Raw genomic sequence first — 21,833 nt, forward strand, 5'->3', positions numbered from 1 at the left:
CGAGCTCCTCCGCGAACTGGTCATCGACCCCCGCAAGGACTACCAGCCCACCGGCCGACCACCCGGCCCCACCCCCAAATAGACAAAGCCCGAACCCACATCTCGTAGGTCCGGGCCATGCCGATGTCCTGAGACATCACAACGTCGGGCTGACAGGATTTGAACCTGCGGCCTCCTCGTCCCGAACGAGGCGCGCTACCAAACTGCGCCACAGCCCGCTTGTGAGCGGGGCTCACAAGGTCGGGAGCATACCGGAGCAGAACCTGCCTTCCCCAATCGGTTAGGGCCCCGGTCATAGCGTGCGGGGCACCAGGGTGAGCAGCGTCGCCTCCGGACGGCAGGCGACGCGGATCCGGGCGTACGGCGAGGTGCCCAGGCCGGCCGAGACGTGCAGCCACGACGACCCCGGGTCGCCGTCGCGGGAGGTGGCCGGGTGACGGTGCAACCCCTTGGCGCGGCGTGGCTCGAGGTCGCAGTTGGTCGTGAGCGCGCCGACGCCGGGCAGGCATACCTGGCCGCCGTGGGTGTGGCCGGCGAGGATCGCGTCGTAGCCGTCGGCGGCGAACTGGTCGAGCACCCGCAGGTACGGCGCGTGGGCCACCGCCAGCCGCACGTCGGCCGACCGGTCGGCCGGCCCCGCGACGGCCGAGAGCCGGTCGTAGAACAGGTGCGGGTCGTCGACGCCGGCGAAGGCGAACGAGAGCTCGCCCACCTTGACCACCTCGCGGCGGTTGGTCAGGTCGACCCAGCCGGAGGCGGTGAACCCATCGCGCAGGTCGGGCCACGGCAGCCGGGCCGAGGAGACCTTGCGGCTCCCGTCGTCGGGGAGCAGGTAGCGCAGCGGGTTGCGCAGCGTCGGGCTGAAGTAGTCGTTGGAGCCGAAGACGAAGACCCCCGGCGTGTCGAGCAGCGCCCCGAGCGCGTCGCGCACGGCAGGCACCGCGGCCGCGTGCGCGAGGTTGTCGCCGGTGTTGACCACCAGGTCCGGCCGCAGGGTCGCCAGCGCCGCGAGCCACTCCTGCTTGCGCGTCTGGCCCGGGGTCATGTGGATGTCGCTGACGTGCAGCACCCGCACCGGGTCGGCCCCCTCGGGCAGCAGCGGGACCTCGACGCGGCGCAGTGTGTACTGGCGCGCCTCCCACGCGGCGTACGCCGTCAGCCCGGCCCCGGCCACCGCACCGGCGCCGAGGACCCCGCCCAGTGCTCGCGCGATGACCACTCGTCAAGGCTGCCACAATGGCGGGCGTGGCCGAGCTGAAGGACCGACTCCGCACCGATCTCACCGCCTCGATCAAGGCGCGCGACGAGGTGCGCTCCTCCACCCTGCGGATGGTGCTCACCGCGATCACCAACGCCGAGGTGGCGGGCAAGGAGGCGCGCGAGCTCAGCGACGACGAGGTGATCGGGGTCCTCTCCACCGAGGCCAAGAAGCGCCGCGAGGCGGCCACCGCCTTCGACGACGGCGGCCGCGCCGAGATGGCGGAGAAGGAGCGCGCCGAGGCGGCGGTGATCGCCGACTACCTGCCCGCGCAGCTCTCCGAGGACGAGATCGTCGCCCTGGTCACCGCGGCCGTCGAGCAGACCGGCGCCGCCGGCGAGGGCATGAAGGCGATGGGCAAGGTCATGGGCGTGGTCCAGCCCCAGGTCCGTGGCCGGGCCGACGGCGGCGTGGTGGCCGCGGAGGTACGTCGGCAGCTGGGTTGACTACCAGCCCCGGCTGCGGAGGTTTCGACAGCTCGGCCGCGACCTCGTTCCTCGGTCGCGCTCGCTGCTCAACCACCGACGAGCGCACCCCTGCTCGTACCTCGCAGGGTGCGCTCAGCGCCCGTGACCGTGGCCACCGCCGTGGCCATGACCGTGGCCGCCCCCGTGACCCTTCGGCGGCTTGGGCTGCGGCACCGACGTGACGCCCACGCCCTCGATGCCCTGGGGGTAGACGAAGTCGTCGTAGGGCATCCCCGCGGTGAGCGGCTTGAGCGCGTCGCCCCAGATCGGGGCGGCGAACCCGGACCCCGACGCCTCGTAGATGTAGGTGCCGTCGATGGTCTTGCCGACCAGTGAGTCGGGCCGGCCCTCGGCGTCGATGCCGGCGATCGTCGCGGCTGCGGCGTAGTGGGCGGTGTAGCCGCAGAACCAGACCGCCTTCTGCTCCTGCGTCGTGCCCGTCTTGCCCGCGGCCGCGACGGTCAGCCGCTGGGCGGAGGCGAAGCCGCCCTCGATGACGCCACGGAGCACGTCGCTGACCGCGTCGGCGACGTTCTGCGGGAGCACCTGCGTGCACTGGGGTGCGTACTGCTGCAGGACGTTTCCGGCGGAGTCGCTGATCTCGGTGACCGGGCGCGAGGCGCAGTGCAGCCCGCGTGCGGCGAAGGTGGCGTAGGCCTCCGCCATCTCCAGGGGCGAGGCGTCCGCGATGCCGAGGGTGAACGACGGGTAGCGCTCGGCCTGCGGGTCGGTCAGCTTGACGCCGAGCTTCTGGGCGAGCTCGTAGGGCTTGCAGACGCCGGTCTTCTCCTCGAGCTGGAGGAAGTAGGTGTTGATCGAGTTCCGCGTGCCCGAGTACATGTTGAACATGCCGGTGCCGGTGGAGTTGCTGGCGGTGTAGGGCCCTCCGAACGTGCCCTCGCCGGGGCAGTTGGAGAAGTCCGACATGTCGAAGGTCATCGGCGAGCCCGAGTTGAACGACGTCGTCAGCGGGAGGCCGTCCTCGAGCGCGGTGGCGAGGGTGAAGACCTTGAACGTCGACCCGGGCTGGAAGCCGTTCGCTCCGCCGTACTCCTTGGGGACGGTGAAGTTGATGTAGGTCTCGCCCTGCTTCTTGCGGTTGCCCATCGGGCGCGACTGCGCCAGCGCGACGACGTTGCCGGTGCCGGGCTGCTCGATGGCAAGCGCCCCGATGGCCGGGTCGGTCTTGCGGACGTGGGCCGCGACCGCGTTGTCGGCGTCACGCTGGGCGTTGGGGTCGAGCGTGGTCTTGATCGTCAGGCCGCCGTTCTTGAGCAGGTTGCGGCGCTGCTGGAGGGTGGCCCCCAGTGACGGATCCTGGAGCAGGTAGTTGATGACGTAGTCGCAGAAGAACGGCGCCGTGGAGTTCACGCACCCGTTGTCGACGTCCTGGACGTCGAGGCCGAGGTCCTTCTGCTTGTTCTTCTCGACCTTCTCCTGGGGCACGGTGTTGAGCTGCGCCATCCGGTCGAGCACGACGTTGCGCCGCTCGAGCGCCTTGTCGGGGAACTTCGTCGGGTCGTAGCCGTAGGGGTTCTTCACCAGCCCGGCCAGCATCGCCGACTGCCGCAGGTTGAGGTCGCGGGCGTTGACGTTGAAGTAGTGCTTCGCCGCGGCCTGGACGCCGTACGCGCCGTCGCCGAAGTAGGCGGTGTTGAGGTAGCGCTCGAGGATCCAGTCCTTGGAGTGGGTCTGCTCGAGCGCGATGGCGTAGCGCAGCTCCTTGAGCTTGCGCGCGTAGGTGTCCGCCGTCGCCGCCGCGCGCTCGGCCTTGGTCTTTGCCTGGCTCTGCAGGGTGAGCTTCACCAGCTGTTGGGTGATCGACGACCCGCCCTGGACCACGCCGTTGTTGGCCTGGTTGGTGATGAGCGCGCGCAGCGTGCCCTTCAGGTCGAGCGCCCCGTGCTGGTAGAAGCGGTAGTCCTCGATCGCCACGATCGCCTTGACCATGGTCCGCGAGATCCCCTTGAGGGGCACGATGATGCGGTTCTCGTCGTAGTAGGACGCCAGCCGGTTGCCGTTGGCGTCGAGGATCGTGGTCCGCTGGGGGAGGGCGTCGGTCTCGAGCTCCTCCGGCAGGTTGTCCATGGTCCGTGCGACGTTGCGGGCGCCGATCCCGGTCAGCCCCGCGAACGGGATCGCCAGCCCGGCGACCACGACGCCGAGCACGGCGGCGACCGCGACCATCACCACCAGGTGGGTCAGGACGCGGTACGCCGGAAGCCGCTCGTGGCGGGGCATGGACACGCTCACAGGATACGGATGCACGCCGAACGCTCCCAGTTGCCGACCAACCGCTCGGAGGGTTTTCGCCTCATGTGCGTCGAGGAGAACAGTGCTGGCTGTCTTGTCTACCCCGGCGAGCTTCGGCCTGGATGTCCCCGACGACGCGAGCTTCGCTCGCAACAGCCCCGTTCGCTCGCTCGCGCTCGCTCCGAGGCTGTCGTCGGGGCCACCAGGCCGATCGCCGGGCGCCTCGCTGCGCTCGGAAAGACCCGGTCTTTCGCGGGCGAAGCCCGCGCGCCCCGCGATCGGTCCCATGGCCGCGGCGACATAGAAGGAGCGAGCGTGAGCGAGCGAACTTCGTGCGCGAGCGCCAGCTCGCGTCGCCGCGGACTGGGGCCGAAGCTCGCGGGGGTGTCAAATAACGCTGGCGGCCGGCTGAAGGCCCTCAGGGAAGGGCGTCAACCGGCCGCGAGCGTTCCTGACGCGAGTCAGGAGCTGTGGGGGATTTTGTTGTGGGGACGAGCTCGAACGTGGGGTTCAGGCGGAGACCTGCTCCTCGGACTCCTGCTCCGCCTTGGTGCGAGCGGCCTCGAGGACGGCCCGCCAGGAGGCGTTGGGTCGGCGACGGAGGAGCGCCCGGCGCTCACGCTCCGTCATACCGCCCCACACGCCCCACTCGATCTGGTTGTCGAGCGCCTCGGCGAGGCACTCGGTCCGCACCGGGCATCCGGTGCACAGCTGCTTGGCCTTGTTCTGCTCGGCGCCACGGACGAAGAGCTCGTCGGGCTGCGCCTGCCGGCACGCCGCGCGGGGGGTCCAGTCCTCGATCCACATGTCTTCTGCCCTGCCAGTCTCCGAGAGAGGAAGATTTCCTTGCTGCCCTGCTGGTGCGGGGCACTTTGTCCCGGGGGCCCGAGCTGTCCCTCCCCGTGGGACAGAAAGTTACGAATCGGAGCACCCCGCGAGGTACGGGTGAACGCTCCGACCTCCATAGTCCGAAATGACTAGTCAGTCGGGACTAGTAGGCGCCTTGGGAGGGGGCCGGACGGGCAGCCGCAGGCGTGTTCTGAGCCTGGAACGGCCCCTCGGGGCCGCCTGTGGGGGCGTGTCGCGGTTGCGGTGGCCGGGTCCGGCGCACTCGCCGCCTCGGGGACCCGAGGCGACCCCAGGCCAGATGACTGGGGAGCCGGGCCGGTTGAACCCGCCACGGCGCTACCCCTGATCTGCTAGCAGCCTCCCGATCACCCGCAGCCCGTCGAGGTCGTGCACGTCGCCGGCCAGGGCGGGGACGACCGCGGTGGCGACGTTCGGGTGCGCCGCTGCGAACCGCTCGCGCAGCCCCGCCTCCCGCTGGACCGTCCGTTCCCGGTCGGCGTGCAGCCGGAGCAGCCCGGCGGTGAGCGGGGCGGTCGGCGACGGGGCCTCGCGCCGCAGCCGGGCCGCGGCCGCCATCGCCTCGTCCGCGGACAGCGACCCCAGTGACGGGGGGCTCGCACGGTTGACGACCAGGCCGGCCAGCGGCATCCGGTCCTCGCTGAGCCGCTCCACGAAGTACGCCGCCTCGCGCAGGGCGTCGGTCTCGGGGGCCGCGATGACCAGGAACGCCGTGCCGGGCGCCTGCAGCAGCGCGTAGGTCTGCTGCGCACGGGCGCGGAAGCCGCCGAAGACCGTGTCGAGCGCCGACACGAACATCTGGAGGTCGGTGAGGAACTGGCCGCCGAGGACCTTCGAGAGGGCGCCGGTGACGATGCCGAGACCGGCGGTCATGATCCGGGCCGGTCCGCGAGCCGGCGCCAGCAGCATCCGGACGAACCGGCCGTCGAGGAACGACGAGAGTCGCTCGGGCGCGTCGAGGAAGTCGAGGGCGGAGCGGGACGGTGGGGTGTCGACCACGATCAGGTCGTAGGTGCCGGCGGCCTGTGCGTCGCGCCGGAGCTGGCCGAGCTTCTCCATCGCCATGTACTCCTGCGTCCCCGCGAACGACGAGGAGAGAGCGATGTAGAAGGGGTTCTCGAGGATCTGCCTGGCCTTCTCGGGCGTGGCCTGGGACTCCACGACCTCGTCGAAGGTCCGCTTCATGTCGAGCATCATCGCGTCGAGCGAGCCGCTGTGGTCGGCGGCGCCCTCGATGCCCGGGACGGGTCGAGGTGTGTTGTCGAGCACCTCGATCCCCATCGACTGGGCCAGCCGCCGGGCCGGGTCGATGGTCAGCACCACGACCTTCCGGCCACGCTCGGCCGCCCGCAGCGCCAGTGCCGCCGACGTGGTGGTCTTGCCGACGCCGCCGGAGCCGCAGCAGACGATGATGCCGGTGCCGCGGTCGTCGAGCAGCGCGTCCACGTCCAGCGGCTGCGGGCTGGTGGCCCGGGCGGCCAGCGGCCCGACCCGTGGGTGGGTGCGGGTCATTTCCGGGGTCCCCACGGAATCGAGAGCCCACCGCGCGATTTCTTGGGGTGAGTCATGCCATGCCTCCCTCACGCAGGCACGCCGCGAGCTCGTAGAGCCCGCCGAGGTCGACTCCCTGGGAGAGCTGGGGCAGCTCGTAGGTCGGGACGCCGAGCTGCTTGACCAGCTTGTGCTGCGCGTCCTCCAACGCCCGGCGCACGGCGTGGTCGTGCGCCTCGTCGAGGAGCCCGTCCACCAGCTCGTCGGAGACGTCCACGCCGGCTGCCGCCAGGTCCGAGGCGATGGCGGCGCGGTCCAGCTCGCCCTTGCGGGCCGCGGCCAGGTCCTTCACGCGCAGGTCGCGCGGGCGGAGCATGTTCACGACGACACCGCCGACCGGCAGTCCCACCTCGCGCACGTGGGCGATGCCGTCGGTGGTCTCCTGGACCGGCATCTCCTCCAGCACGCTGACGAAGTGGATCGCGGTCCGTGGTGAGCGGAACAGCGTCATCATCGTCTCGGCCTGGTGCTTGACCGGCCCGACCTTGGCCAGCCCGGCCAGCTCGTCGCTGACGTTGAGGAACTGCGTGATCCGGCCGGTGGGCGGGGCGTCGAGCACCACGGCGTCGTACTCCCGAGCGCCCTTGTTGCGGCTGTTGCGCTGCACCGCCTCGTAGACCTTGCCGGTGAGCAGCACGTCGCGAACGCCGGGCGCGATGGTGGTCGCGAACTCGACGACGCCGAACCGGTCCAGGGCCCGGCCGGCGCGGCCCAGCCGGTAGTACATCGAGAGGTACTCCATCAGCGCGGCCTCGGGGTCGATGTGCAGCGCGTGCACGACGCCCGGTGTGGGGTCGCCGGGCCCGTCACCGCGCAGCCCGGTGGCGATCCGGCGCTCGGCGTAGGGGAGGGGGTCGACGTCGAACATCCGCGCGATGCCTTGGCGCCCCTCGACCTCGCAGACCAGCACGTCCTTGCCGTGGGAGGCCAGCGCGAGCGCCAGGGCGGCGGCCACCGTCGACTTGCCGGTGCCGCCCTTGCCGGTCACCACGTGCAGCCGCACGCCGGCCCAGTCGCTCATGCCTCGGCCGCCCACGGGAGCAGAGGGCCGCCCGGTCCGAAGGTCACCTGCGTGAGCCTAGGTGTGCACGACCCATTAGGTTCGGATCGGCTCGATTGGAGGCGGAGATGGACAAGGTGGTGGGCTCGGCCGCGCAGGCCGTGGCCGACGTGCCCGACGGCGCGACGATCGCGGTCGGCGGGTTCGGGTTGTGCGGGATCCCCTCGGTGCTGATCCAGGCGCTGCTGGACGCGGGCACCAAGGAGCTCGAGGCGGTCTCCAACAACGCCGGCGTCGACGGCTGGGGGCTCGGGCTGCTGCTCGAGCAGGGCCGGCTGCGGCGGATGGTGGCGTCCTACGTCGGGGAGAACAAGGAGTTCGCGCGGCAGTACCTCTCCGGGGAGCTCGAGGTCGAGCTGACCCCGCAGGGGACCCTGGCGGAGCGGATGCGGGCCGGCGGCTCGGGGATCGCCGCGTTCTACACCGCGACCGGCGGCGGCACCCAGGTGGCCGAGGGCGGTCTGCCGTGGCGCTACGACGCCGAGGGCAACGTGGTGAGGTCCAGCCCGCCGAAGGACACCCGCACCTTCAAGGTCAAGGACGGGGCCGGTCTGGTCGACAAGGAGTTCGTGCTCGAGGAGGCGATCGTCGCCGACTTCGGGCTGGTGCGTGCGTGGAAGGGTGACCGCCACGGCAACCTCGTCTACCGCGACTCGGCGCGCAACTTCAACCCGCTGGCGGCGATGTGCGGTCGGGTCACCATCGCCGAGGTCGAGCACCTGGTCGAGCCGGGCGACCTCGACCCCAACCAGGTCCACACCCCGGGTGCGTTCGTGCAGCGGGTGGTGGCGCTGACGCCCGAGCAGGCCGCCGACAAGCGGATCGAGAAGAAGACCGTCCGCAGCCGAGAGGGGGCCTGACATGGCCGAGTCACAGGGGTGGACCCGTGAGGAGATGGCGGCCCGCGCCGCCGCGGAGCTGACCGACGGCTCGTATGTCAACCTCGGCATCGGGCTCCCGACCCTGGTGCCCAACTACGTCGCCGACGACGTCGAACTGGTCCTGCAGTCGGAGAACGGCATCCTCGGCGTCGGCGCCTACCCCTACGACGGGGAGGAGGACCCCGACCTCATCAACGCCGGCAAGGAGACGGTCACGCTGCGGCGCGGGGCGTCGTTCTTCGACTCCGCGACCTCGTTCGGGATGATCCGCGGCGGCAAGATCGACGCCGCGATCCTCGGCGCCATGCAGGTCTCCAAGGACGGCGACATCGCCAACTGGATGATCCCCGGCAAGATGGTCAAGGGGATGGGCGGTGCGATGGACCTCGTGCACGGCGCCAAGCGGGTGATCGTGCTGATGGAGCACGTCGCCAAGGACGGCACCTACAAGATCGTCAACCAGTGCACGCTGCCCTACACCGGCCGCGGCGTGGTGCAGCGGATCATCACCGACCTGTGCGTCATCGACGTCGTCCCCGCGTCCCAAGGCGGCGGGCTGAAGCTCGTCGAGCTCGCGCCGGACGTCACCGAGGACGAGGTCCGCGACAAGACCGAGCCGGAGCTGGCGTGACCATCGCGAACGGCACGCTCGTCCGGGTCGGCGGGGTCACCCTGGCGGGGCTGGTGCGCTCACGGCGCAAGCGGGCGGTCCTGCTCGCCGGCAGCTACGCCGCCGGGTGGGTGGTCGGACCGCGTGGCATCCAGCTGTTCTCGGTCACCGGCATCGAGAGCGACAGCCCGGTGCTGCGCGAGGGCGTCCCGGTCACGACGGCGACCCTGTCGTGGACGGCGGCGCAGCTCCTCGTCCTGCGCGGCCTGGAGGTTCTGCCCCTGCCCCGCCTCGTCACGGTGCCGGCCTACGCCGCCGCGCTGGCCCTGGTCGAGGACCAGGTCTCGGCGTCGTTCGAGCGGGCCAGGGCGAGCGCGATCGAGCGGGCCGACTCAGCTCCGGCCTGACGGGGCCAGCCCCTCGACCAGCTCGGTGAGGTGGTCGAGGCGCGCCTTGAGGTCGTCGTAGTGGTGCGCGTTCTGCCGGTGCAGGTTCGGGACGACCACGACCTTGCCACTGGGCTCGAGCCAGGCCGTCCGGACGTCCTCGACGGTCTGCGCCCCTGCGGACTGAAGCGCGGCCAGCAGGTCGTCCTGGGACAGCTCCTCCCGCCTGAGCGCCTCCTCGACCACCTGGCCGTCCCTGATCAGCAGGGTCGGGGTGCCTTCGACGACCTTCTGGGCCCGGCGGCTCCGGAACACGACGAAGGCGAGAGCGGCGTCGACGAGGAACAGCACAGTCGCGCCGACCACCGCTCCGGTCACCGAGTTGTCGGCGCCGATGAGGCCGTTCTGGACCGCGTTCGCCACCGCGAGCAGCACCACGAAGTCCAGTGTGTTCAGCTGGCTCAGCTCGCGCTTGCCGGCCAGCCGCAGCGCGACAACGAGGAAGAGGTAGATCGAGACCGCTCGGATGACCTTCTCGGCAAGCGTGAGGTCGAGATCGAACATGGCGTGCCACATGACGGCATCGTCCTCCCGGCCTCGCGGAACTAAGGTCAGCGGGTGGCGATCGCGAACTACCGGGACCTGTGCATCGACGCGGTCGACGACGCGAGGATGCAGCAGTTCTGGGCCGAGACCCTGGGGCTCGAGCCGGTGCCCGACGACGGCGGGACCCTCGACCTCGTGGGGCCGACGCCGCAGCACCGGGTGTGGATCAACAAGGTCCCCGAGCCCGTGACCGTCAAGCAGCGGGTGCACCTCGACGTCAACGCCGCGACGACCCAGGAGGTCCTCGACCTGGGCGCGACGTTGCTCGACTGGGGTCCGCTGCCCTGGGACGTGCTCGCCGACCCCGAGGGTGGGGAGCTGTGCGTCTTCGTGCCCGCGGACGTGCAGGGCGAGCTGCCGGCGTACCGGCTCCGCGAGGTGATCGTGGACTCGGCCGACGCGCACGCGATCGCCGCGTGGTGGGCCGAGGTGCTGGGCGCCACGTTCCGGCCCGGCGACGAGGACGAGGCCGCGGTCAGCGACGCATCGGGGATGCCCTTCCCGCTGGTCTTCGGCAACGTGCCGGAGCCCAAGACGGTCAAGAACCGCATCCACTGGGACGTCGAGAGCGACGACGTGCAGGCGCTGCTCGACCACGGCGCCACCTGGCTGCGCGGGCCCGACCGCGAGATCCGCCACCATGTCCTGGCCGACCCGGAGGGCAACGAGTTCTGCGTGATGAAGCCTCGGAAGTGACCCCGGAGGCCCGCGAGTAGGGTGCCGAACATGACCAAGTGGGAGTACCTGACCGCGCCGATCCTGACGCACGCGGCCAAGCAGATCCTCGACAACTTCGGCGCCGACGGGTGGGAGCTGGTCCAGATCGCGCCGGGGATGAACCCGGAGAACCTGGTCGGCTACTTCAAGCGTCCGGTCGAGGCATGAGCACGCCCGAGGAGCGGCTCGCCGAGCTCGGCCTGACGGTCCCCGAGGTCGTCCCGCCGGTGGCGGCGTACGTCCCGGCCGTGCGCAGCGGCGACCTGGTGTTCACCGCAGGCCAGCTTCCGCTTCGGGCCGGCGAGCTGATCGCGACGGGCAAGGTCGGCGCCGAGGTGACCGAGGAGGAGGCCTTCGCGTGCGCCCAGCAGTGCGCGCTCAACGTGATCGCCGCGGTCAAGGCCGAGATCGACGACCTGTCGCTGGTCAGGCGGGTCGTGAAGGTCGTGGTCTTCGTCGCGTCGGCGCCCACCTTCACCGCGCAGCCCAAGGTCGCCAACGGCGCCTCGGAGCTCCTCGGCGAGGTCTTCGGCGACGCCGGCGTCCATGCCCGCTCCGCGGTGGGCGTCGCCGCCCTCCCCCTCGACGCACCGGTCGAGGTCGAGGCCGTCGTCAAGCTGTGAAGGACGCCCGACGAGCGTGAGGATCCCCGTGCCCCCGGTGCCGCTCCCGGACCACCTGGTCGAGGTCGCCCGCGACTTCGCCGAGGGGCGCCGTGAGCCGGCGCAGCCGCGGGACGCCGCCACGGTCATGCTGCTGCGCGACGCCGACCACGGGCCGGCGGTCTACTACCTGCGCCGGCAGGCGTCGATGGAGTTCGCCGCCGGGATGTGCGTCTACCCGGGGGGTGGCGTCGACCCGCGCGACTTCGACCGCGACGTCGCCTGGGAGGGCCCGGCACCCGCGGACTGGGCCCGGCGCCTCGGCTGCGACGAGGAGATGGCGCGGGCGCTGGTCTGTGCCGCGGTGCGCGAGACGTTCGAGGAGTCCGGTGTCCTCCTGGCCGGGCCGCACGGCGACGACGTCGTCGCCGACACCACCGGACCCGACTGGGAGGCGGACCGGCGCGCGCTGGAGTCCCGCGAGCTGGCGATGACCGAGCTCCTGACCCGGCGCGGGCTGGTGCTGCGCACCGACCTGCTGGGCGTGTGGGCGGCCTGGCTGACGCCGGTCTTCGAGCCGAGGCGGTTCCGCACGTGGTTCTTCGTCGCCCTGCTTCCCGCGGGGCAGCGCACCCGGGACGTCTCGTCGGAGTCGTCGGAGGTGGCCTGGCTGCCGGTCCGCGACGCCGTGGCGATGGCCGACCGCGGGGAGATGCTGATGATGCCGCCGACCTACCTGACCTCGCTGGAGGTCGCCGACCACGGCACCGCGGCCGAGGTGATGGACGTGGCCCACGGCCGCACGGTCGAGATGCACACGCCCGGTCTCGAGGCGCTCGACGACGGCTGGACGCTGTCGGTCCCTGAGCACCTGCGGCCGCTCCTCGCGGCCCACCACGGCGCATGAGCGAGCGCTGGACCGGCGGGCCCTTCGGCGAGCGGGCCCGCTGCTTCCTGGCTCCGAACCCCGGGCTGATGACGCTCGACGGCACCAACACCTGGGTCCTCACCGAGCCGGGTGCGTCGCGCTCGATCGTCGTGGACCCCGGCCCGATCGAGGACGGCCACGTCGACGAGCTCGACGAGCAGACCGGCGACGTCGCGCTGGTGCTCCTGACCCACCGGCACTTCGACCACTCCGAGGTGGCCGCCGAGCTCGGGCGCCGCAAGGGCTGCCCAGTGCGCGCCCTCGACCCGGCGTACTGCGTCGGCGGCGACCCGCTGGCCGACGACGAGCTGGTCGGGGTCGACGGGCTGCGGCTACGGGTGGTCGCGACACCGGGCCACACCTCCGACTCGGTCTCCTTCCTGCTGCCCGCCGAGCGCGCGCTGCTCACCGGAGACATGGTGCTGGGGCGCGGTACGACGGTCGTCGCCTACCCCGACGGAGAGCTCGGCCCCTACTTCGACTCGATCGCGCGGATGCGCTCGCTGGCCGCCTCCGGCGACGTGGTCACGATCTGGCCCGCGCACGGCCCCGTGCTCGACGACGCGCTGGGCACGCTCGACCACTACCTCGTGCACCGCAGGGAGCGGCTCGGGCAGGTCGAGGCCGCCCTCGCCCGGCTCGGCGTCGCCCGCCCCGACCCCGACGACGAGGAGCTCCCGCGCCGGGTCGTCGAGATCGTCTACCAGGACGTCGACGAGTCGCTCTGGGAGGCCGCCGAGTGGTCGGTCCGCGCGCAGCTGGCCTACCTCGCCGGACAGCGCTAGTCCAGCACCGGCTCGGCCACCCGCTCCCGGCTCCCGGTCGCCCCGACGCTGGCGACCATGACGCAGAGCACGGCGAGCCACTCCAGCGGGCTGAGGAACTCACCGAGCACGAGCATGCCCGCCAGCGCCGCCGCGGCCGGCTCCAGGCACATCAGGATGCTGAAGACGTCGGCCCGGATCCGGCGCAGCGCCACGAGGTCGCAGGCGTAGGGGATCGCCGAGCTGAGCAGGCCGACCGTCGCGCCCACGACCAGGATCCGCGGGTCGAGCAGGGCATCCCCGGCGGTCCGCACCGCGAACGGCGCCAGCAGCACGGCCGCCACGGCGCTCGCCACCGCCAGCCCCTCGACGCCCTCCCAGCGCTTCCCGGTCCGGGCGCTCAGGAGGATGTAGGTCGCCCACATCGTCGCGGCGAGCAGGGCGAAGCCGATCCCGGCGACGTCCAGGTCGGCGTGGCCCAGCGCGGGCAGCCCGACTCCGATGGCGGCGAGCCCGACCCAGACCAGGTCGCGAGGGCGGCGCGAGAGCGCCGCGGCGAGCACCAGCGGGCCGGAGAACCCGATGGCCACGGCGAGGCCGAGCGGGATCCGGGCGATCGCCTGGTAGGTCGACCAGTTCATGGCGCCGAGGGCCAGCCCGAACCCGACGACGGTCAGCCAGTCGGCGCGTGTGCGCCCGTGGAGCCGGGGCCGGGCGATGACCACGAAGACCAGCGCGCTCGTGGCGAGCCGCAGCCAGACCACGCCGGTGGGGTCGACCCGGCCGAAGAGGTTCTTGGCCACCGCCGCGCCGAGCTGCGCCGACCCGATCCCCGCCAGGACGACCCACACCGGGGAGATCGTGCGCCGCTCCTGCATCCCGGCGACGGTAGTTGCCGCTACGCAAGAACGGCGAGCAAATTAGCGCGGAGACAGTCGCCCCGGCCCGGTCTGTTGAATCGGGACATCCGCCGGTCGATTCGGTACTTCCGCCGGTCGATTCGGTACTTCAGACGGAGACGACAGCCACTTCTCGTCCACAGTGCGTCGTACCCGCACGCCCTCCACAGGTCGGCGCGGGCGCCATCCTGATCTCGCGGGGCAGCGGGAAGACCTGGACGCATGATGATCAGGAAGCAGGTCTGGCCCGATGGGCCGTTCACTCGTGCCGACCTCCACGTCGACAACCCGGATGCCGCGTTGAAGCGCGGCCTGCGCAGCGGAGCGATCCGCCCGGTCCTCCGCGGGGTGTTCGTTCGCATGGAGGTCATCGACACGACGCTGATGCGCGCCGAGGCGGTCGCCAGGGTGGTCCGGCCGCATCACGTGGTGACCGATCGGACTGCTGCCTGGCTGCACGGGATCGACGTACACGTCAACGCCGAACGCGATGGCATACCTCCCGTCGAGACGTGCGCGCTGCGCGGGGCCGAGCCCACGAGCATCGCCGGGATCGACGCGCGGACCCGCGACCTGCGCCCCGATGACGTGACGACGGTGCACGGTGTCCCGGTCACGACGCCGCTGCGCACCGCGCTCGACCTGGGGTGTTGTCTGCGGCGGCGTGAGGCGTACGCCGCCCTGAACGCCTTCGCGGCGCGGTTCGGGTTCACCGCGGGTGGTTATGAGCAGGCGTTGGGCCGGTTTCGGCGCCGACGCGGGGTCGTCCAGCTCCGCGAGCTGGCCTCCCTGGTCGATCCCCGGATCGAGTCCGAGCGGGAGTCGTGGGTGCTGCTCTCGATCAACGACGCCGACCTGCCTCTTCCTGAGCCGCAGTACTGGATCGAGATCGACTGCGTGCCGACGTACCGGCTCGACTTCGCCTATCCCCTGCTTCGGGTCTGCGTGGAGTACGACGGGATCGACTTCCATCTGCGGTCACCGGAGCAGATGGAGGCCGACCGCCGGCGGCGGACGTGGCTGAGCGACGACGGGTGGACGGTGATCGTCGTTCGGCGTGGCGACTTCGGTGCGGCGGCCCGCGAGCGCTGGCTGGGCGAGCTCCGCGGCGCGCTGGCACCGGCGTACACGAACCGACGATGGAAGTGGTGAGACCCCGGAGTCGACCGGCGGAACTCCGGAGTCGACCGGCGGAACTCCCGAATCAACGGGCTCGGCGCGCCAGTCGCTCGACGTCCATGATCACGACCGAGCGGGGCTCGAGCCGGAGCCAGCCGCGGGAGGCGAAGTCCGCCAGCGCCTTGTTGACGGTCTCACGGGAGGCGCCGACCAGCTGGGCGAGCTCCTCCTGGGTGAGGTCGTGGTGGACGTGCACGCCGTCGTCGGCGGTGCGGCCGAACCGGTCGGCCAGGTCGAGCAGGGCCTTGGCGACCCGGCCGGGGACGTCGGAGAAGACCAGGTCGGCGACCACGTCGTTGGCCTTGCGGAGCCGGCCGGCCAGCTGTGCCAGCAGGCCACGGGCGACGACCGGGCGGCCCTCCAGCCAGCGGAGGAGGTCCTCGTGCGACAGCGAGGCGAAGGTCGTGTCGGTGACCGCGGTGACCGTGGCGGAGCGCGGGCCGGGGTCGAACAGCGACAGCTCGCCGAACATCTGGCCGGGGCCGAGGATCGCGAGGAGGTTCTCGCGGCCGTCGGAGGAGGTGCGGCCGAGCTTCACCTTGCCGTCGAGGACGATGTAGAGCTTGTCGCCCGAGTCGCCCTCGTGGAAGAGCACGTCGCCGCGGCGCAGCCGGGTCTCGGCCATCGAGGACCGCAGGGCGGTCGCCGCCTCGTCGTCGAGCGCGCTGAAGAGCGGGGCCTGACGAAGCACGTCGTTGTCCACTTGATCCTCCGCCTCAGGCCCCGCCGGTTCGGAGCCGCAGGAATCCTATCCAGTGGCGTAGGTCACAGGAACCACCCCCGTCCCCGCGGCGCCGTGGCCACGGCTCTGGCCGAAGCGACGGTGTGGGTGGCCGCACCTATCCTTGTGCGGTGCCCGACCCCGCGCTCGCCGACCCCGTTGCGGGAGAGAGCCGCACCAGCCTGGTCCGGCGTGCACGCAAGATCAACCGGGTGCTCGGGCAGACCTACCCCGACGCCACGATCGAGCTCGACTTCGACGACCCGTTCCAGCTGCTGGTCGTCACCGTGCTCTCCGCGCAGACCACCGACAAGCGGGTCAACGCCGTACGGCCGACGCTGTTCGCGGCCTACCCCGACGCCCGGGCGATGGCGGGAGCCGAGCGGGAGCACCTGGAGAAGATCATCGGCCCGCTGGGCTTCTTCCGGGCCAAGACCGAGTCGCTGCTCAAGCTGAGTGCCTACCTGGTCGAGCACCACAACGGGGAGGTCCCCCACACGCTCGAGGAGCTGGTCAAGCTGCCGGGGGTGGGCCGCAAGACGGCCAACGTCGTCCTCGGCAACGGGTTCGGCATCCCGGGCATCACCGTCGACACCCACTTCGGCCGGCTCTCGCGGCGGTTCGGCTGGACCACCGAGACCGACCCGGTCAAGGTCGAGCACGCAGTGGGTGCGCTGTTCCCCAAGAAGGACTGGGTGATGCTGAGCCACCACCTGATCTGGCACGGGCGCCGGTGCTGCCACGCCCAGAAGCCGGCGTGCGGGGCCTGCCCGGTGGCGCGGTGGTGCCCGTCGTACGGCGCCGGCCCGACCGACCCCGAGACCGCCGCCAAGCTGCTGCGCACCGAGGGCCGCAACTGATGCGCGCAGTCGCCGCGCTGGCTGCCGCTGCGCTGACGCTGGCCCTGACCGGCGCGCTGGCCGCGTGCGACACCCGGCAGGAGAGCCCGATCATCCCCGGGCCCGGCCCGAGCCGGGTCAAGGTCGACACCGCCGAGCTGCGCGCGCTCAAGGCGACGACCGGCGTCCAGGACTGCGTGCCCGGACCGGGTGGCGGCGCGCTGCCCGACGTCACGCTCGCGTGCCTCGGCGGCGGCACCAGCGTCGACCTCTCCTCGCTGAGGGGGCCGATGGTCCTGAGCCTGTGGTTCGCCGGGTGCGCTCCGTGCAAGCAGGAGATGCCGGCCCTGCAGGCCTTCTTCGAGCACCACGGCGACCAGGTGCCGGTGCTGGGCGTGGACTTCCAGGACCAATATCCCGGCAGCGCCCTCGAGACCCTCAAGAAGCGGGGCGTGACCTACCCGTCGGTGGCCGACCCTGGCGGTGAGCTGATGGACACCGACGAGTTCGCCAAGATCCCCGGCCTCCCGGCGATGTACTTCATCGACCGCAAGGGAGCGGTCTCCCACGTCGAGTTCGGCGGGCTCGACTCCGAGGAGGAGATCGTCGACCTCGTCCGCGACCACCTCGGAGTCGACCTTTGACCGCCTCCCCGGAGCGGCCGAGCCTTCCTGACTGGCTGCGGCCGGTGGAGGAGGCCGCCCGGTCGATCACCGTCCACGACCTCACCCGCTTCATGCCGCCCGACGACGAGGAGCCCCGCGAGAGCGCCGTGCTGATGCTGTTCGGCGAAGGAGCCTCCGGGCCCGACCTGCTGCTCACCGAGCGGAGCCACACGATGCGCTCGCACCCCGGGCAGGTCTCGTTCCCAGGCGGGGCGGTCGACCCCGGCGAGCTGCCGGCGCAGACCGCGCTGCGCGAGGCCGAGGAGGAGACCGGCCTCGCGCCCGACGGCGTGACGGTGTTCGCCGAGCTGCCCCCGTTGTGGCTGCCACCCAGCAACTACTCGGTGGTCCCGGTGCTCGCGTGGTGGCACGAGCCCAGCGCGGTCCACGCCGTCTCGCCCGACGAGGTGCACGCGGTCTACCGGGTGCCCATCGCCGAGCTCCGCGACCCTGCCCACCGCATCACCGTCCGGGGCCCGTCCGGCTACACCAGCCCGGGCTTCCTCATCGGGCCTGACAAGGACGTCATCTGCTGGGGGTTCACCGCCGGGGTGATCGCGCGGCTCTTCGAGTACCTCGGCTGGATCGAGGACCTCCCGGACGCGCCCGCCCAGGAGCTTCCGCCGTACATGCTGATCGGCCGACGGCTCGAGGTGGATGTCGAGCCGAACACCGAGTTCGACCAGCGGCGCCGCGGATGAACGGCCTCGACTGGATCCTGGTCGCGCTGGTCCTTGCCTACGCCGTGTCCGGCTACTGGCAGGGGTTCGTCACCGGCGCCTTCGCCACCGCCGGGTTGCTGCTCGGCGGCCTCTTCGGCGTCTGGCTCGCCCCCGTGGCGCTCGGCGACGCGGACCCCTCGCTGCTGGTCTCGCTCGGTGCCCTGTTCATCGTGATCCTGTCGGCGTCGCTGGGCCAGGGGCTGTTCCAGTGGGGCGGCGCCAGGATCCGCGACAAGATCACGTGGCAGCCGGTGCGCGCCCTCGACGCGGTCGGCGGCGCGGTCCTCAGCGGCTGCGCCGTCCTGATCGTCGCCTGGGCGCTGGGCGTGGCCGTGTCCGGCACCAGCATCGACGGGGTGACCCCGATGGTGCGCAGCTCCGCGGTGCTGGGCAAGGTCAACGAGGTGCTGCCGCAGCGCGCCAGCGGCCTTCTGCAGGCCTTCAACAACGTGGTCGGCACCAGCTTCTTCCCCCGCTACCTCGAGCCGTTCTCACCTGAGCGCATCGTCGAGGTGGCCCCGGGTGACCGGCGGATGCTCCGCGACCCCGACGTGACCCGGGCCGGCACCAGCGTGCTCAAGGTGCGCGGCACCAACTCCTGCGGCCGCGGCATCGAAGGCTCCGGCTTCGTCTACGCCGACGACCGGCTCATGACCAACGCCCACGTGGTCGCCGGTGTCGACGACCCGCAGGTCGTCGTGGGTGACGACAGCATCGACGCCAAGGTCGTGTTCTACGACTCCGACCTCGACATCGCGGTGCTCGCCTTCGACAGCGACGCGATCCCGACGCTGCCGTTCACCGCCCTCGGTGACGCGGCCGAGCCCAGGCAGCCGATCGCGATCCTCGGCTACCCGCAGGACGGCCCCTTCGACATCGAGTCCGGCCGGATCCGCGCGAAGCAGACCCTGCGCTCACCCGACATCTACGGCGACGGCGCGGTGATCCGCGACGTCTTCTCGCTCCGCGGGCTGGTCCGGCCAGGCAACTCCGGCGGCCCGATCGTCGACTCCGCCGGCAACGTCGTCGGCGTGGTGTTCGCCGCCTCGGTGACCGACGACGACACCGGCTACGCGTTGACCGCCGACCAGGTCCGCGACGCGGCCGACGAGGGCCGGGTCAGCGACACCGAGAAGGACACCGAGGGGTGTGCAAGCTGATGGCGTGGTCCGGTCCCAGCGTGAGCTGCGGAGTGTCTCGACACGCCCGGTCGCGACCTCGTTCCTCGGTCGCGCGGGCTGCTCGACCCTGATCCGCTTCGCCGCGGGCTCGTTCCTCGCCCGCGGCGGCGGATCAGCTCTGACCCTTCAACGCCTTCGGGATCTCCCGGCCCTGCTCGATCGCCTTCTCGGGCGGGGTGACCTTCTTCAGCTTCTTGACGCCGATCCAGATCATGATCGCCGCGGCGAGGAACCAGAACACCGTCACGATCAGGAACGACCAGTGGAGGGCCAGGCCGGCGCCGCCCCAGTGGATGAAGTAGACGATCGTGAACGACAGCATGATGATGCCGAGCACGGCGACGAACGCCGCGGCCGCGAGCAGCCCGGTCCCGATGCCGCCGGCCCGGATGCTGACCTTCAGCTCGGACTTGGCGAGCTCGATCTCCTTCGACAGCAGCGTCGAGATGTCCCGGCTGGCGTCGGCGACGAGCCGCCCGATCGTCGGGTCGTCGGGAGACGGTCCGCGCACCGGCGCCCGGGACGGGCCGGTCTCGTCAATCGCCATGGTGCGACAGTATCGGCCCGCCGTACCGGCAGGCAGCGCAGGCTCAGTGCGCCCGCTCGAAGAGGTGGTCGGGCGAGCCACCTTCCTCGGCCAGCGCGAGGACCTCGTCCCCCGCCCGGAGCACGGTGTCCCCGCGGACCTGGACCAGCCGGCCCTCGCGGCTGACCAGGCTGACCCAGAAGCTCTCGCCGACGTCGAGCTCGGCCAGCGTGCACCCGTCCGCGGGGGACCCCGCGCCGACGACGTACCGGTGCAGCCCCTGGGGCTCGTCCCGGAACCGCATGCCGAGCGACCACGGCTGCGGCTCGGTGACCCGCATCGGGACCCCGCAGAGCCTGGCCGCGGTGGGGATCAGCCCGCCCTGGACGACGACGGAGACCAGGACGACGACGAAGACGATGTCGTAGATCTCGGCCGACCGGTCGACCTCCTCGATGAGCACATAGGTGCCGAGCAGGATCGGGACGGCTCCCTTGAGCCCGCCGAACAGGACGAAGGCCCGCTCGCCCCGGCTCAGCCGGATCGGCAGCGAGACCAGCCCGACGACCACTGGCCGCACGACCACGATCAGCAGGGCGGCGAGACCGAGGCCGACCCACAGCCGGTCGTCGCGCAGGACGCTGGAGAGGTCGATCGAGAGGCCGAGGACGACGAAGGCGACGATCTCGGCGAGGCCGGCTGAGGCCCCGGCGAACTGCTCGATCTCGCGCTTGTACGGCGCGCGCTGGTCGCCCACCATGATGCCGGCGATGAAGACGGCCAGGAAGCCGGACCCCTCCAGGCTGGCGGCGAGGCCGAAGAGCACGACGGCGAACCCCACCGCCTGCAGCGCGTGCAGCGCCGGGGTGGGCAGCGGCGCCCGGCGCATCAGCTTCAGCAGGGCCCATCCTCCGGCCAGGCCGACCGCGGCCCCGACCGCCATCTGCAGGAAGAAGTGCCACAGCCCGCTCGCGGCCGCGTCCCAGCCGCCCCCGTGAGCGCCCAGCAGGCTCACCATGATCGCGATGCCGACCGGGTCGTTCGCCCCGGACTCACCCTCCAGGAGGGTGCCCGAGCGTCCGGTGATCTCCCGTCGGCCGAGGACCGAGAAGACCACGGCGGGGTCGGTGGGCGCCAGGGCGGCGCCGATGAGCAGGGAGGCCTGCCACTCGAACCCGAACACGACGTGCGCGAGCACGGCCAGCGCCGCGGTGGTGACCACCGTGCCGGCGACGCCGAGCCACGCCACCGGCACCAGCGCGGGCCGCATCCGCCCCCATCCGATGTGCATCCCGCCGTCGAAGAGGATCAGCGCCAGCGCGACCGTGACGATCCGCTGGTCACTGAGGATCGGCACCGTCTCGAGGCGGGGCACGAGGTGGGAGGCCACCGCGGCGGCGACCAGGAACAGCGCGGGCGCGGGGACCCGCAGCAGCTGGGCCAGCCGGTTGGACCGGACCGCCAGCACCGTGGTGAGCGCGACGACGAGGACCACGTGGGCGAACGGCACCAGGTCGTCCATCATCGTCCTCCGGGGTCCTCGGGTCCGCTGCCGACCAGACTTCCCGGCGCACCTGGCTCGACGGTAGCGCCTCTGGGTGCGCCTCGGGTGCGCCCCGGTTGGACCTCAGCGCGAGACTGGGACCGTGGACGACCTCGTGCGGGCGGTGCTGATCGCCCTGGGTGTGCTGGTCGGCCTCGGCATCGCCGTGATCGTCTTCCTCATGTGGCGGTTCAAGATCCCGCCGCGCGGCGTGGTCGCGATGTTCGCCGCGCTGTTCTACCTGGCGCTGCCGCTCGACGTGCTGCCCGAGGCCGTGCTCGGCCCGATCGGCATGATCGACGACACCGGAGTCGTCGCGGTGGTCGGACTGTGGGTCTATAAGCTGGTCAAGGCGCGGCAGAAGCTGGTCGAGGGCGGCGCGATCAAGGTGCCGCCCTCGACCGGCGAGTGAGCCTCAGCTCGGTGCTCACTCCTCCGACCTGCCCGACTCCAGCTCCGCAGAGATCAGGTCCATCACCGAGCTGTCGGCGAGCGTCGTGACGTCGCCGATCTCGCGGTGCTCCGCCACGTCGCGCAGCAGCCGCCGCATGATCTTGCCCGAGCGGGTCTTCGGCAGCTCCGCGACGATCATGATCTGTCGGGGCGTG

General features: G+C 71.6%; 26 protein-coding genes and 1 tRNA gene. 15 read left to right on the plus strand and 12 right to left on the minus strand.

Going from position 1 to position 21,833, the window contains the following annotated elements:
- Positions 1-144: 144 nt before the first annotated feature.
- Together VFV89_RS16025 and VFV89_RS16030 are read right to left on the minus strand one after the other, a co-directional pair.
- Positions 145-218, minus strand: a tRNA-Pro gene (locus tag VFV89_RS16025).
- Positions 219-292: 74 nt separating this feature from the next.
- A complete protein-coding gene (locus VFV89_RS16030) occupies positions 293-1,219 on the minus strand; it encodes a metallophosphoesterase (protein ID WP_329706960.1) in 927 nt (308 codons plus the stop codon).
- 17 nt (positions 1,220-1,236) lie between these two features.
- Between VFV89_RS16030 and VFV89_RS16035 the strand changes: the two genes are divergently transcribed.
- Entirely contained in the window at positions 1,237-1,704 is a 468-nt protein-coding gene (locus VFV89_RS16035; RefSeq protein WP_414690394.1) for a GatB/YqeY domain-containing protein, read from the plus strand.
- A 114-nt stretch (positions 1,705-1,818) separates the two neighbouring features.
- Here VFV89_RS16035 and VFV89_RS16040 read toward each other — a convergent pair whose 3' ends face one another.
- From VFV89_RS16040 to VFV89_RS16055, 4 genes are all read right to left on the minus strand, one after another.
- Positions 1,819-3,966 carry a transglycosylase domain-containing protein gene (locus VFV89_RS16040; protein WP_329706984.1) on the minus strand — a complete coding sequence of 716 codons (2,148 nt, stop codon included), beginning with the start codon at positions 3,964-3,966 and terminating at the stop codon, positions 1,819-1,821.
- 522 nt (positions 3,967-4,488) lie between these two features.
- The gene (locus VFV89_RS16045) at positions 4,489-4,785 is read right to left on the minus strand and encodes a WhiB family transcriptional regulator (RefSeq protein WP_329706962.1); all 297 of its coding nucleotides are present in this window, start codon (positions 4,783-4,785) and stop codon (positions 4,489-4,491) included.
- Between the two features lie 378 nt (positions 4,786-5,163).
- A complete protein-coding gene (locus tag VFV89_RS16050; RefSeq protein ID WP_329706963.1) occupies positions 5,164-6,357 on the minus strand; it encodes an ArsA family ATPase in 1,194 nt (397 codons plus the stop codon).
- A gap of 52 nt (positions 6,358-6,409) precedes the next feature.
- Positions 6,410-7,417: an ArsA-related P-loop ATPase gene (locus VFV89_RS16055; protein ID WP_329706964.1), complete on the minus strand. Its 1,008-nt coding sequence runs from the start codon at positions 7,415-7,417 to the stop codon at positions 6,410-6,412.
- A 107-nt stretch (positions 7,418-7,524) separates the two neighbouring features.
- On the opposite strand from VFV89_RS16055, the gene VFV89_RS16060 reads away from it, so the two are divergent.
- Genes VFV89_RS16060 through VFV89_RS16070 form a run of 3 tightly spaced genes read left to right on the plus strand, consistent with a single transcriptional unit; the run spans position 7,525 to position 9,354 of the window.
- Positions 7,525-8,316 carry a CoA transferase subunit A gene (locus VFV89_RS16060; RefSeq protein WP_329706965.1) on the plus strand — a complete coding sequence of 264 codons (792 nt, stop codon included), beginning with the start codon at positions 7,525-7,527 and terminating at the stop codon, positions 8,314-8,316.
- A gap of 1 nt (position 8,317) precedes the next feature.
- Complete coding sequence (locus VFV89_RS16065) at positions 8,318-8,968, plus strand: 3-oxoacid CoA-transferase subunit B (RefSeq protein WP_329706966.1); 651 nt, start codon at positions 8,318-8,320, stop codon at positions 8,966-8,968.
- Entirely contained in the window at positions 8,965-9,354 is a 390-nt protein-coding gene (locus tag VFV89_RS16070) for a hypothetical protein (RefSeq protein WP_329706967.1), read from the plus strand. The genes VFV89_RS16065 and VFV89_RS16070 overlap by 4 nt, the downstream gene beginning before the upstream one ends.
- Here the strand turns inward: VFV89_RS16070 and VFV89_RS16075 are convergent.
- The gene (locus tag VFV89_RS16075; protein ID WP_329706968.1) at positions 9,340-9,909 is read right to left on the minus strand and encodes a DUF421 domain-containing protein; all 570 of its coding nucleotides are present in this window, start codon (positions 9,907-9,909) and stop codon (positions 9,340-9,342) included. The two genes, VFV89_RS16070 and VFV89_RS16075, sit on opposite strands and share 15 nt — an antisense overlap.
- A gap of 42 nt (positions 9,910-9,951) precedes the next feature.
- Between VFV89_RS16075 and VFV89_RS16080 the strand changes: the two genes are divergently transcribed.
- Genes VFV89_RS16080 through VFV89_RS16100 form a run of 5 tightly spaced genes read left to right on the plus strand, consistent with a single transcriptional unit; the run spans position 9,952 to position 12,971 of the window.
- A complete protein-coding gene (locus tag VFV89_RS16080; RefSeq protein ID WP_329706969.1) occupies positions 9,952-10,635 on the plus strand; it encodes a VOC family protein in 684 nt (227 codons plus the stop codon).
- 30 nt (positions 10,636-10,665) lie between these two features.
- Complete coding sequence (locus VFV89_RS16085) at positions 10,666-10,824, plus strand: DUF4177 domain-containing protein (RefSeq protein ID WP_165236972.1); 159 nt, start codon at positions 10,666-10,668, stop codon at positions 10,822-10,824.
- Positions 10,821-11,279, plus strand: coding sequence for a RidA family protein (locus VFV89_RS16090; RefSeq protein ID WP_329706970.1), 459 nt, complete (start codon positions 10,821-10,823; stop codon positions 11,277-11,279). Before VFV89_RS16085 ends, VFV89_RS16090 begins: the two co-directional genes overlap by 4 nt.
- Before the next feature lie 16 nt (positions 11,280-11,295).
- The gene (locus tag VFV89_RS16095; RefSeq protein ID WP_329706971.1) at positions 11,296-12,165 is read left to right on the plus strand and encodes an NUDIX hydrolase; all 870 of its coding nucleotides are present in this window, start codon (positions 11,296-11,298) and stop codon (positions 12,163-12,165) included.
- Entirely contained in the window at positions 12,162-12,971 is an 810-nt protein-coding gene (locus VFV89_RS16100) for an MBL fold metallo-hydrolase (RefSeq protein WP_329706972.1), read from the plus strand. The genes VFV89_RS16095 and VFV89_RS16100 overlap by 4 nt, the downstream gene beginning before the upstream one ends.
- Here the strand turns inward: VFV89_RS16100 and VFV89_RS16105 are convergent.
- On the minus strand, positions 12,968-13,828 hold the full coding sequence (locus VFV89_RS16105; RefSeq protein WP_329706973.1) for an EamA family transporter: 861 nt from the start codon (positions 13,826-13,828) through the stop codon (positions 12,968-12,970). The two genes, VFV89_RS16100 and VFV89_RS16105, sit on opposite strands and share 4 nt — an antisense overlap.
- Positions 13,829-14,071: 243 nt before the next feature.
- On the opposite strand from VFV89_RS16105, the gene VFV89_RS16110 reads away from it, so the two are divergent.
- The gene (locus VFV89_RS16110; RefSeq protein ID WP_329706974.1) at positions 14,072-15,001 is read left to right on the plus strand and encodes a hypothetical protein; all 930 of its coding nucleotides are present in this window, start codon (positions 14,072-14,074) and stop codon (positions 14,999-15,001) included.
- Positions 15,002-15,053: 52 nt separating this feature from the next.
- On the opposite strand, the gene VFV89_RS16115 is transcribed toward VFV89_RS16110, so the two are convergent.
- On the minus strand, positions 15,054-15,731 hold the full coding sequence (locus VFV89_RS16115) for a Crp/Fnr family transcriptional regulator (protein ID WP_329706975.1): 678 nt from the start codon (positions 15,729-15,731) through the stop codon (positions 15,054-15,056).
- Between the two features lie 149 nt (positions 15,732-15,880).
- Between VFV89_RS16115 and nth the strand changes: the two genes are divergently transcribed.
- From nth to VFV89_RS16135, 4 genes are read left to right on the plus strand one after another with little or no spacing between them, the layout of a single operon-like run.
- Positions 15,881-16,609, plus strand: coding sequence for an endonuclease III (nth, locus tag VFV89_RS16120; protein WP_329706976.1), 729 nt, complete (start codon positions 15,881-15,883; stop codon positions 16,607-16,609).
- Entirely contained in the window at positions 16,609-17,232 is a 624-nt protein-coding gene (locus VFV89_RS16125; RefSeq protein ID WP_329706977.1) for a TlpA disulfide reductase family protein, read from the plus strand. Before nth ends, VFV89_RS16125 begins: the two co-directional genes overlap by 1 nt.
- Positions 17,229-17,954, plus strand: coding sequence for a CoA pyrophosphatase (locus VFV89_RS16130; RefSeq protein WP_329706978.1), 726 nt, complete (start codon positions 17,229-17,231; stop codon positions 17,952-17,954). The genes VFV89_RS16125 and VFV89_RS16130 overlap by 4 nt, the downstream gene beginning before the upstream one ends.
- A complete protein-coding gene (locus VFV89_RS16135; protein ID WP_329706979.1) occupies positions 17,951-19,135 on the plus strand; it encodes a MarP family serine protease in 1,185 nt (394 codons plus the stop codon). Before VFV89_RS16130 ends, VFV89_RS16135 begins: the two co-directional genes overlap by 4 nt.
- Before the next feature lie 133 nt (positions 19,136-19,268).
- Here the strand turns inward: VFV89_RS16135 and VFV89_RS16140 are convergent, their stop codons facing one another.
- Positions 19,269-19,703, minus strand: a complete 435-nt coding sequence (locus VFV89_RS16140) for a phage holin family protein (protein WP_329706980.1) — start codon at positions 19,701-19,703, stop codon at positions 19,269-19,271.
- Between the two features lie 43 nt (positions 19,704-19,746).
- Positions 19,747-21,207, minus strand: a complete 1,461-nt coding sequence (locus VFV89_RS16145; RefSeq protein ID WP_329706981.1) for a cation:proton antiporter — start codon at positions 21,205-21,207, stop codon at positions 19,747-19,749.
- Between the two features lie 121 nt (positions 21,208-21,328).
- Between VFV89_RS16145 and VFV89_RS16150 the strand changes: the two genes are divergently transcribed.
- On the plus strand, positions 21,329-21,637 hold the full coding sequence (locus tag VFV89_RS16150) for a DUF1232 domain-containing protein (protein ID WP_329706982.1): 309 nt from the start codon (positions 21,329-21,331) through the stop codon (positions 21,635-21,637).
- Positions 21,638-21,652: 15 nt separating this feature from the next.
- Here VFV89_RS16150 and VFV89_RS16155 read toward each other — a convergent pair.
- Positions 21,653-21,833: hypothetical protein (locus VFV89_RS16155; protein WP_329706983.1), on the minus strand; the 181-nt coding region annotated here is incomplete at its 5' end.

The sequence above is a fragment of the Nocardioides sp. genome, from assembly GCF_036274455.1.
GTDB lineage: Bacteria > Actinomycetota > Actinomycetes > Propionibacteriales > Nocardioidaceae > Nocardioides.

Excerpts from the sequence above, each read along its gene's own strand:
- VFV89_RS16060 (WP_329706965.1), top strand. The coding sequence starts at position 7,525 with ATGGACAAGGTGGTGGGCTCGGCCGCGCAGGCCGTGGCCGACGTGCCC.
- VFV89_RS16125 (WP_329706977.1), top strand. The coding sequence starts at position 16,609 with ATGCGCGCAGTCGCCGCGCTGGCTGCCGCTGCGCTGACGCTGGCCCTG.
- VFV89_RS16135 (WP_329706979.1), top strand. The coding sequence starts at position 17,951 with ATGAACGGCCTCGACTGGATCCTGGTCGCGCTGGTCCTTGCCTACGCC.
- VFV89_RS16140 (WP_329706980.1), bottom strand. The coding sequence starts at position 19,703 with ATGGCGATTGACGAGACCGGCCCGTCCCGGGCGCCGGTGCGCGGACCG.
- VFV89_RS16090 (WP_329706970.1), top strand. The coding sequence starts at position 10,821 with ATGAGCACGCCCGAGGAGCGGCTCGCCGAGCTCGGCCTGACGGTCCCC.
- VFV89_RS16040 (WP_329706984.1), bottom strand. The coding sequence starts at position 3,966 with ATGCCCCGCCACGAGCGGCTTCCGGCGTACCGCGTCCTGACCCACCTG.
- VFV89_RS16075 (WP_329706968.1), bottom strand. The coding sequence starts at position 9,909 with ATGTGGCACGCCATGTTCGATCTCGACCTCACGCTTGCCGAGAAGGTC.
- VFV89_RS16110 (WP_329706974.1), top strand. The coding sequence starts at position 14,072 with ATGATGATCAGGAAGCAGGTCTGGCCCGATGGGCCGTTCACTCGTGCC.
- VFV89_RS16145 (WP_329706981.1), bottom strand. The coding sequence starts at position 21,207 with ATGATGGACGACCTGGTGCCGTTCGCCCACGTGGTCCTCGTCGTCGCG.
- VFV89_RS16035 (WP_414690394.1), top strand. The coding sequence starts at position 1,237 with ATGGCGGGCGTGGCCGAGCTGAAGGACCGACTCCGCACCGATCTCACC.
- VFV89_RS16100 (WP_329706972.1), top strand. The coding sequence starts at position 12,162 with ATGAGCGAGCGCTGGACCGGCGGGCCCTTCGGCGAGCGGGCCCGCTGC.
- VFV89_RS16065 (WP_329706966.1), top strand. The coding sequence starts at position 8,318 with ATGGCCGAGTCACAGGGGTGGACCCGTGAGGAGATGGCGGCCCGCGCC.
- VFV89_RS16050 (WP_329706963.1), bottom strand. The coding sequence starts at position 6,357 with ATGACCCGCACCCACCCACGGGTCGGGCCGCTGGCCGCCCGGGCCACC.
- VFV89_RS16085 (WP_165236972.1), top strand. The coding sequence starts at position 10,666 with ATGACCAAGTGGGAGTACCTGACCGCGCCGATCCTGACGCACGCGGCC.
- VFV89_RS16045 (WP_329706962.1), bottom strand. The coding sequence starts at position 4,785 with ATGTGGATCGAGGACTGGACCCCCCGCGCGGCGTGCCGGCAGGCGCAG.
- VFV89_RS16105 (WP_329706973.1), bottom strand. The coding sequence starts at position 13,828 with ATGCAGGAGCGGCGCACGATCTCCCCGGTGTGGGTCGTCCTGGCGGGG.
- VFV89_RS16055 (WP_329706964.1), bottom strand. The coding sequence starts at position 7,417 with ATGAGCGACTGGGCCGGCGTGCGGCTGCACGTGGTGACCGGCAAGGGC.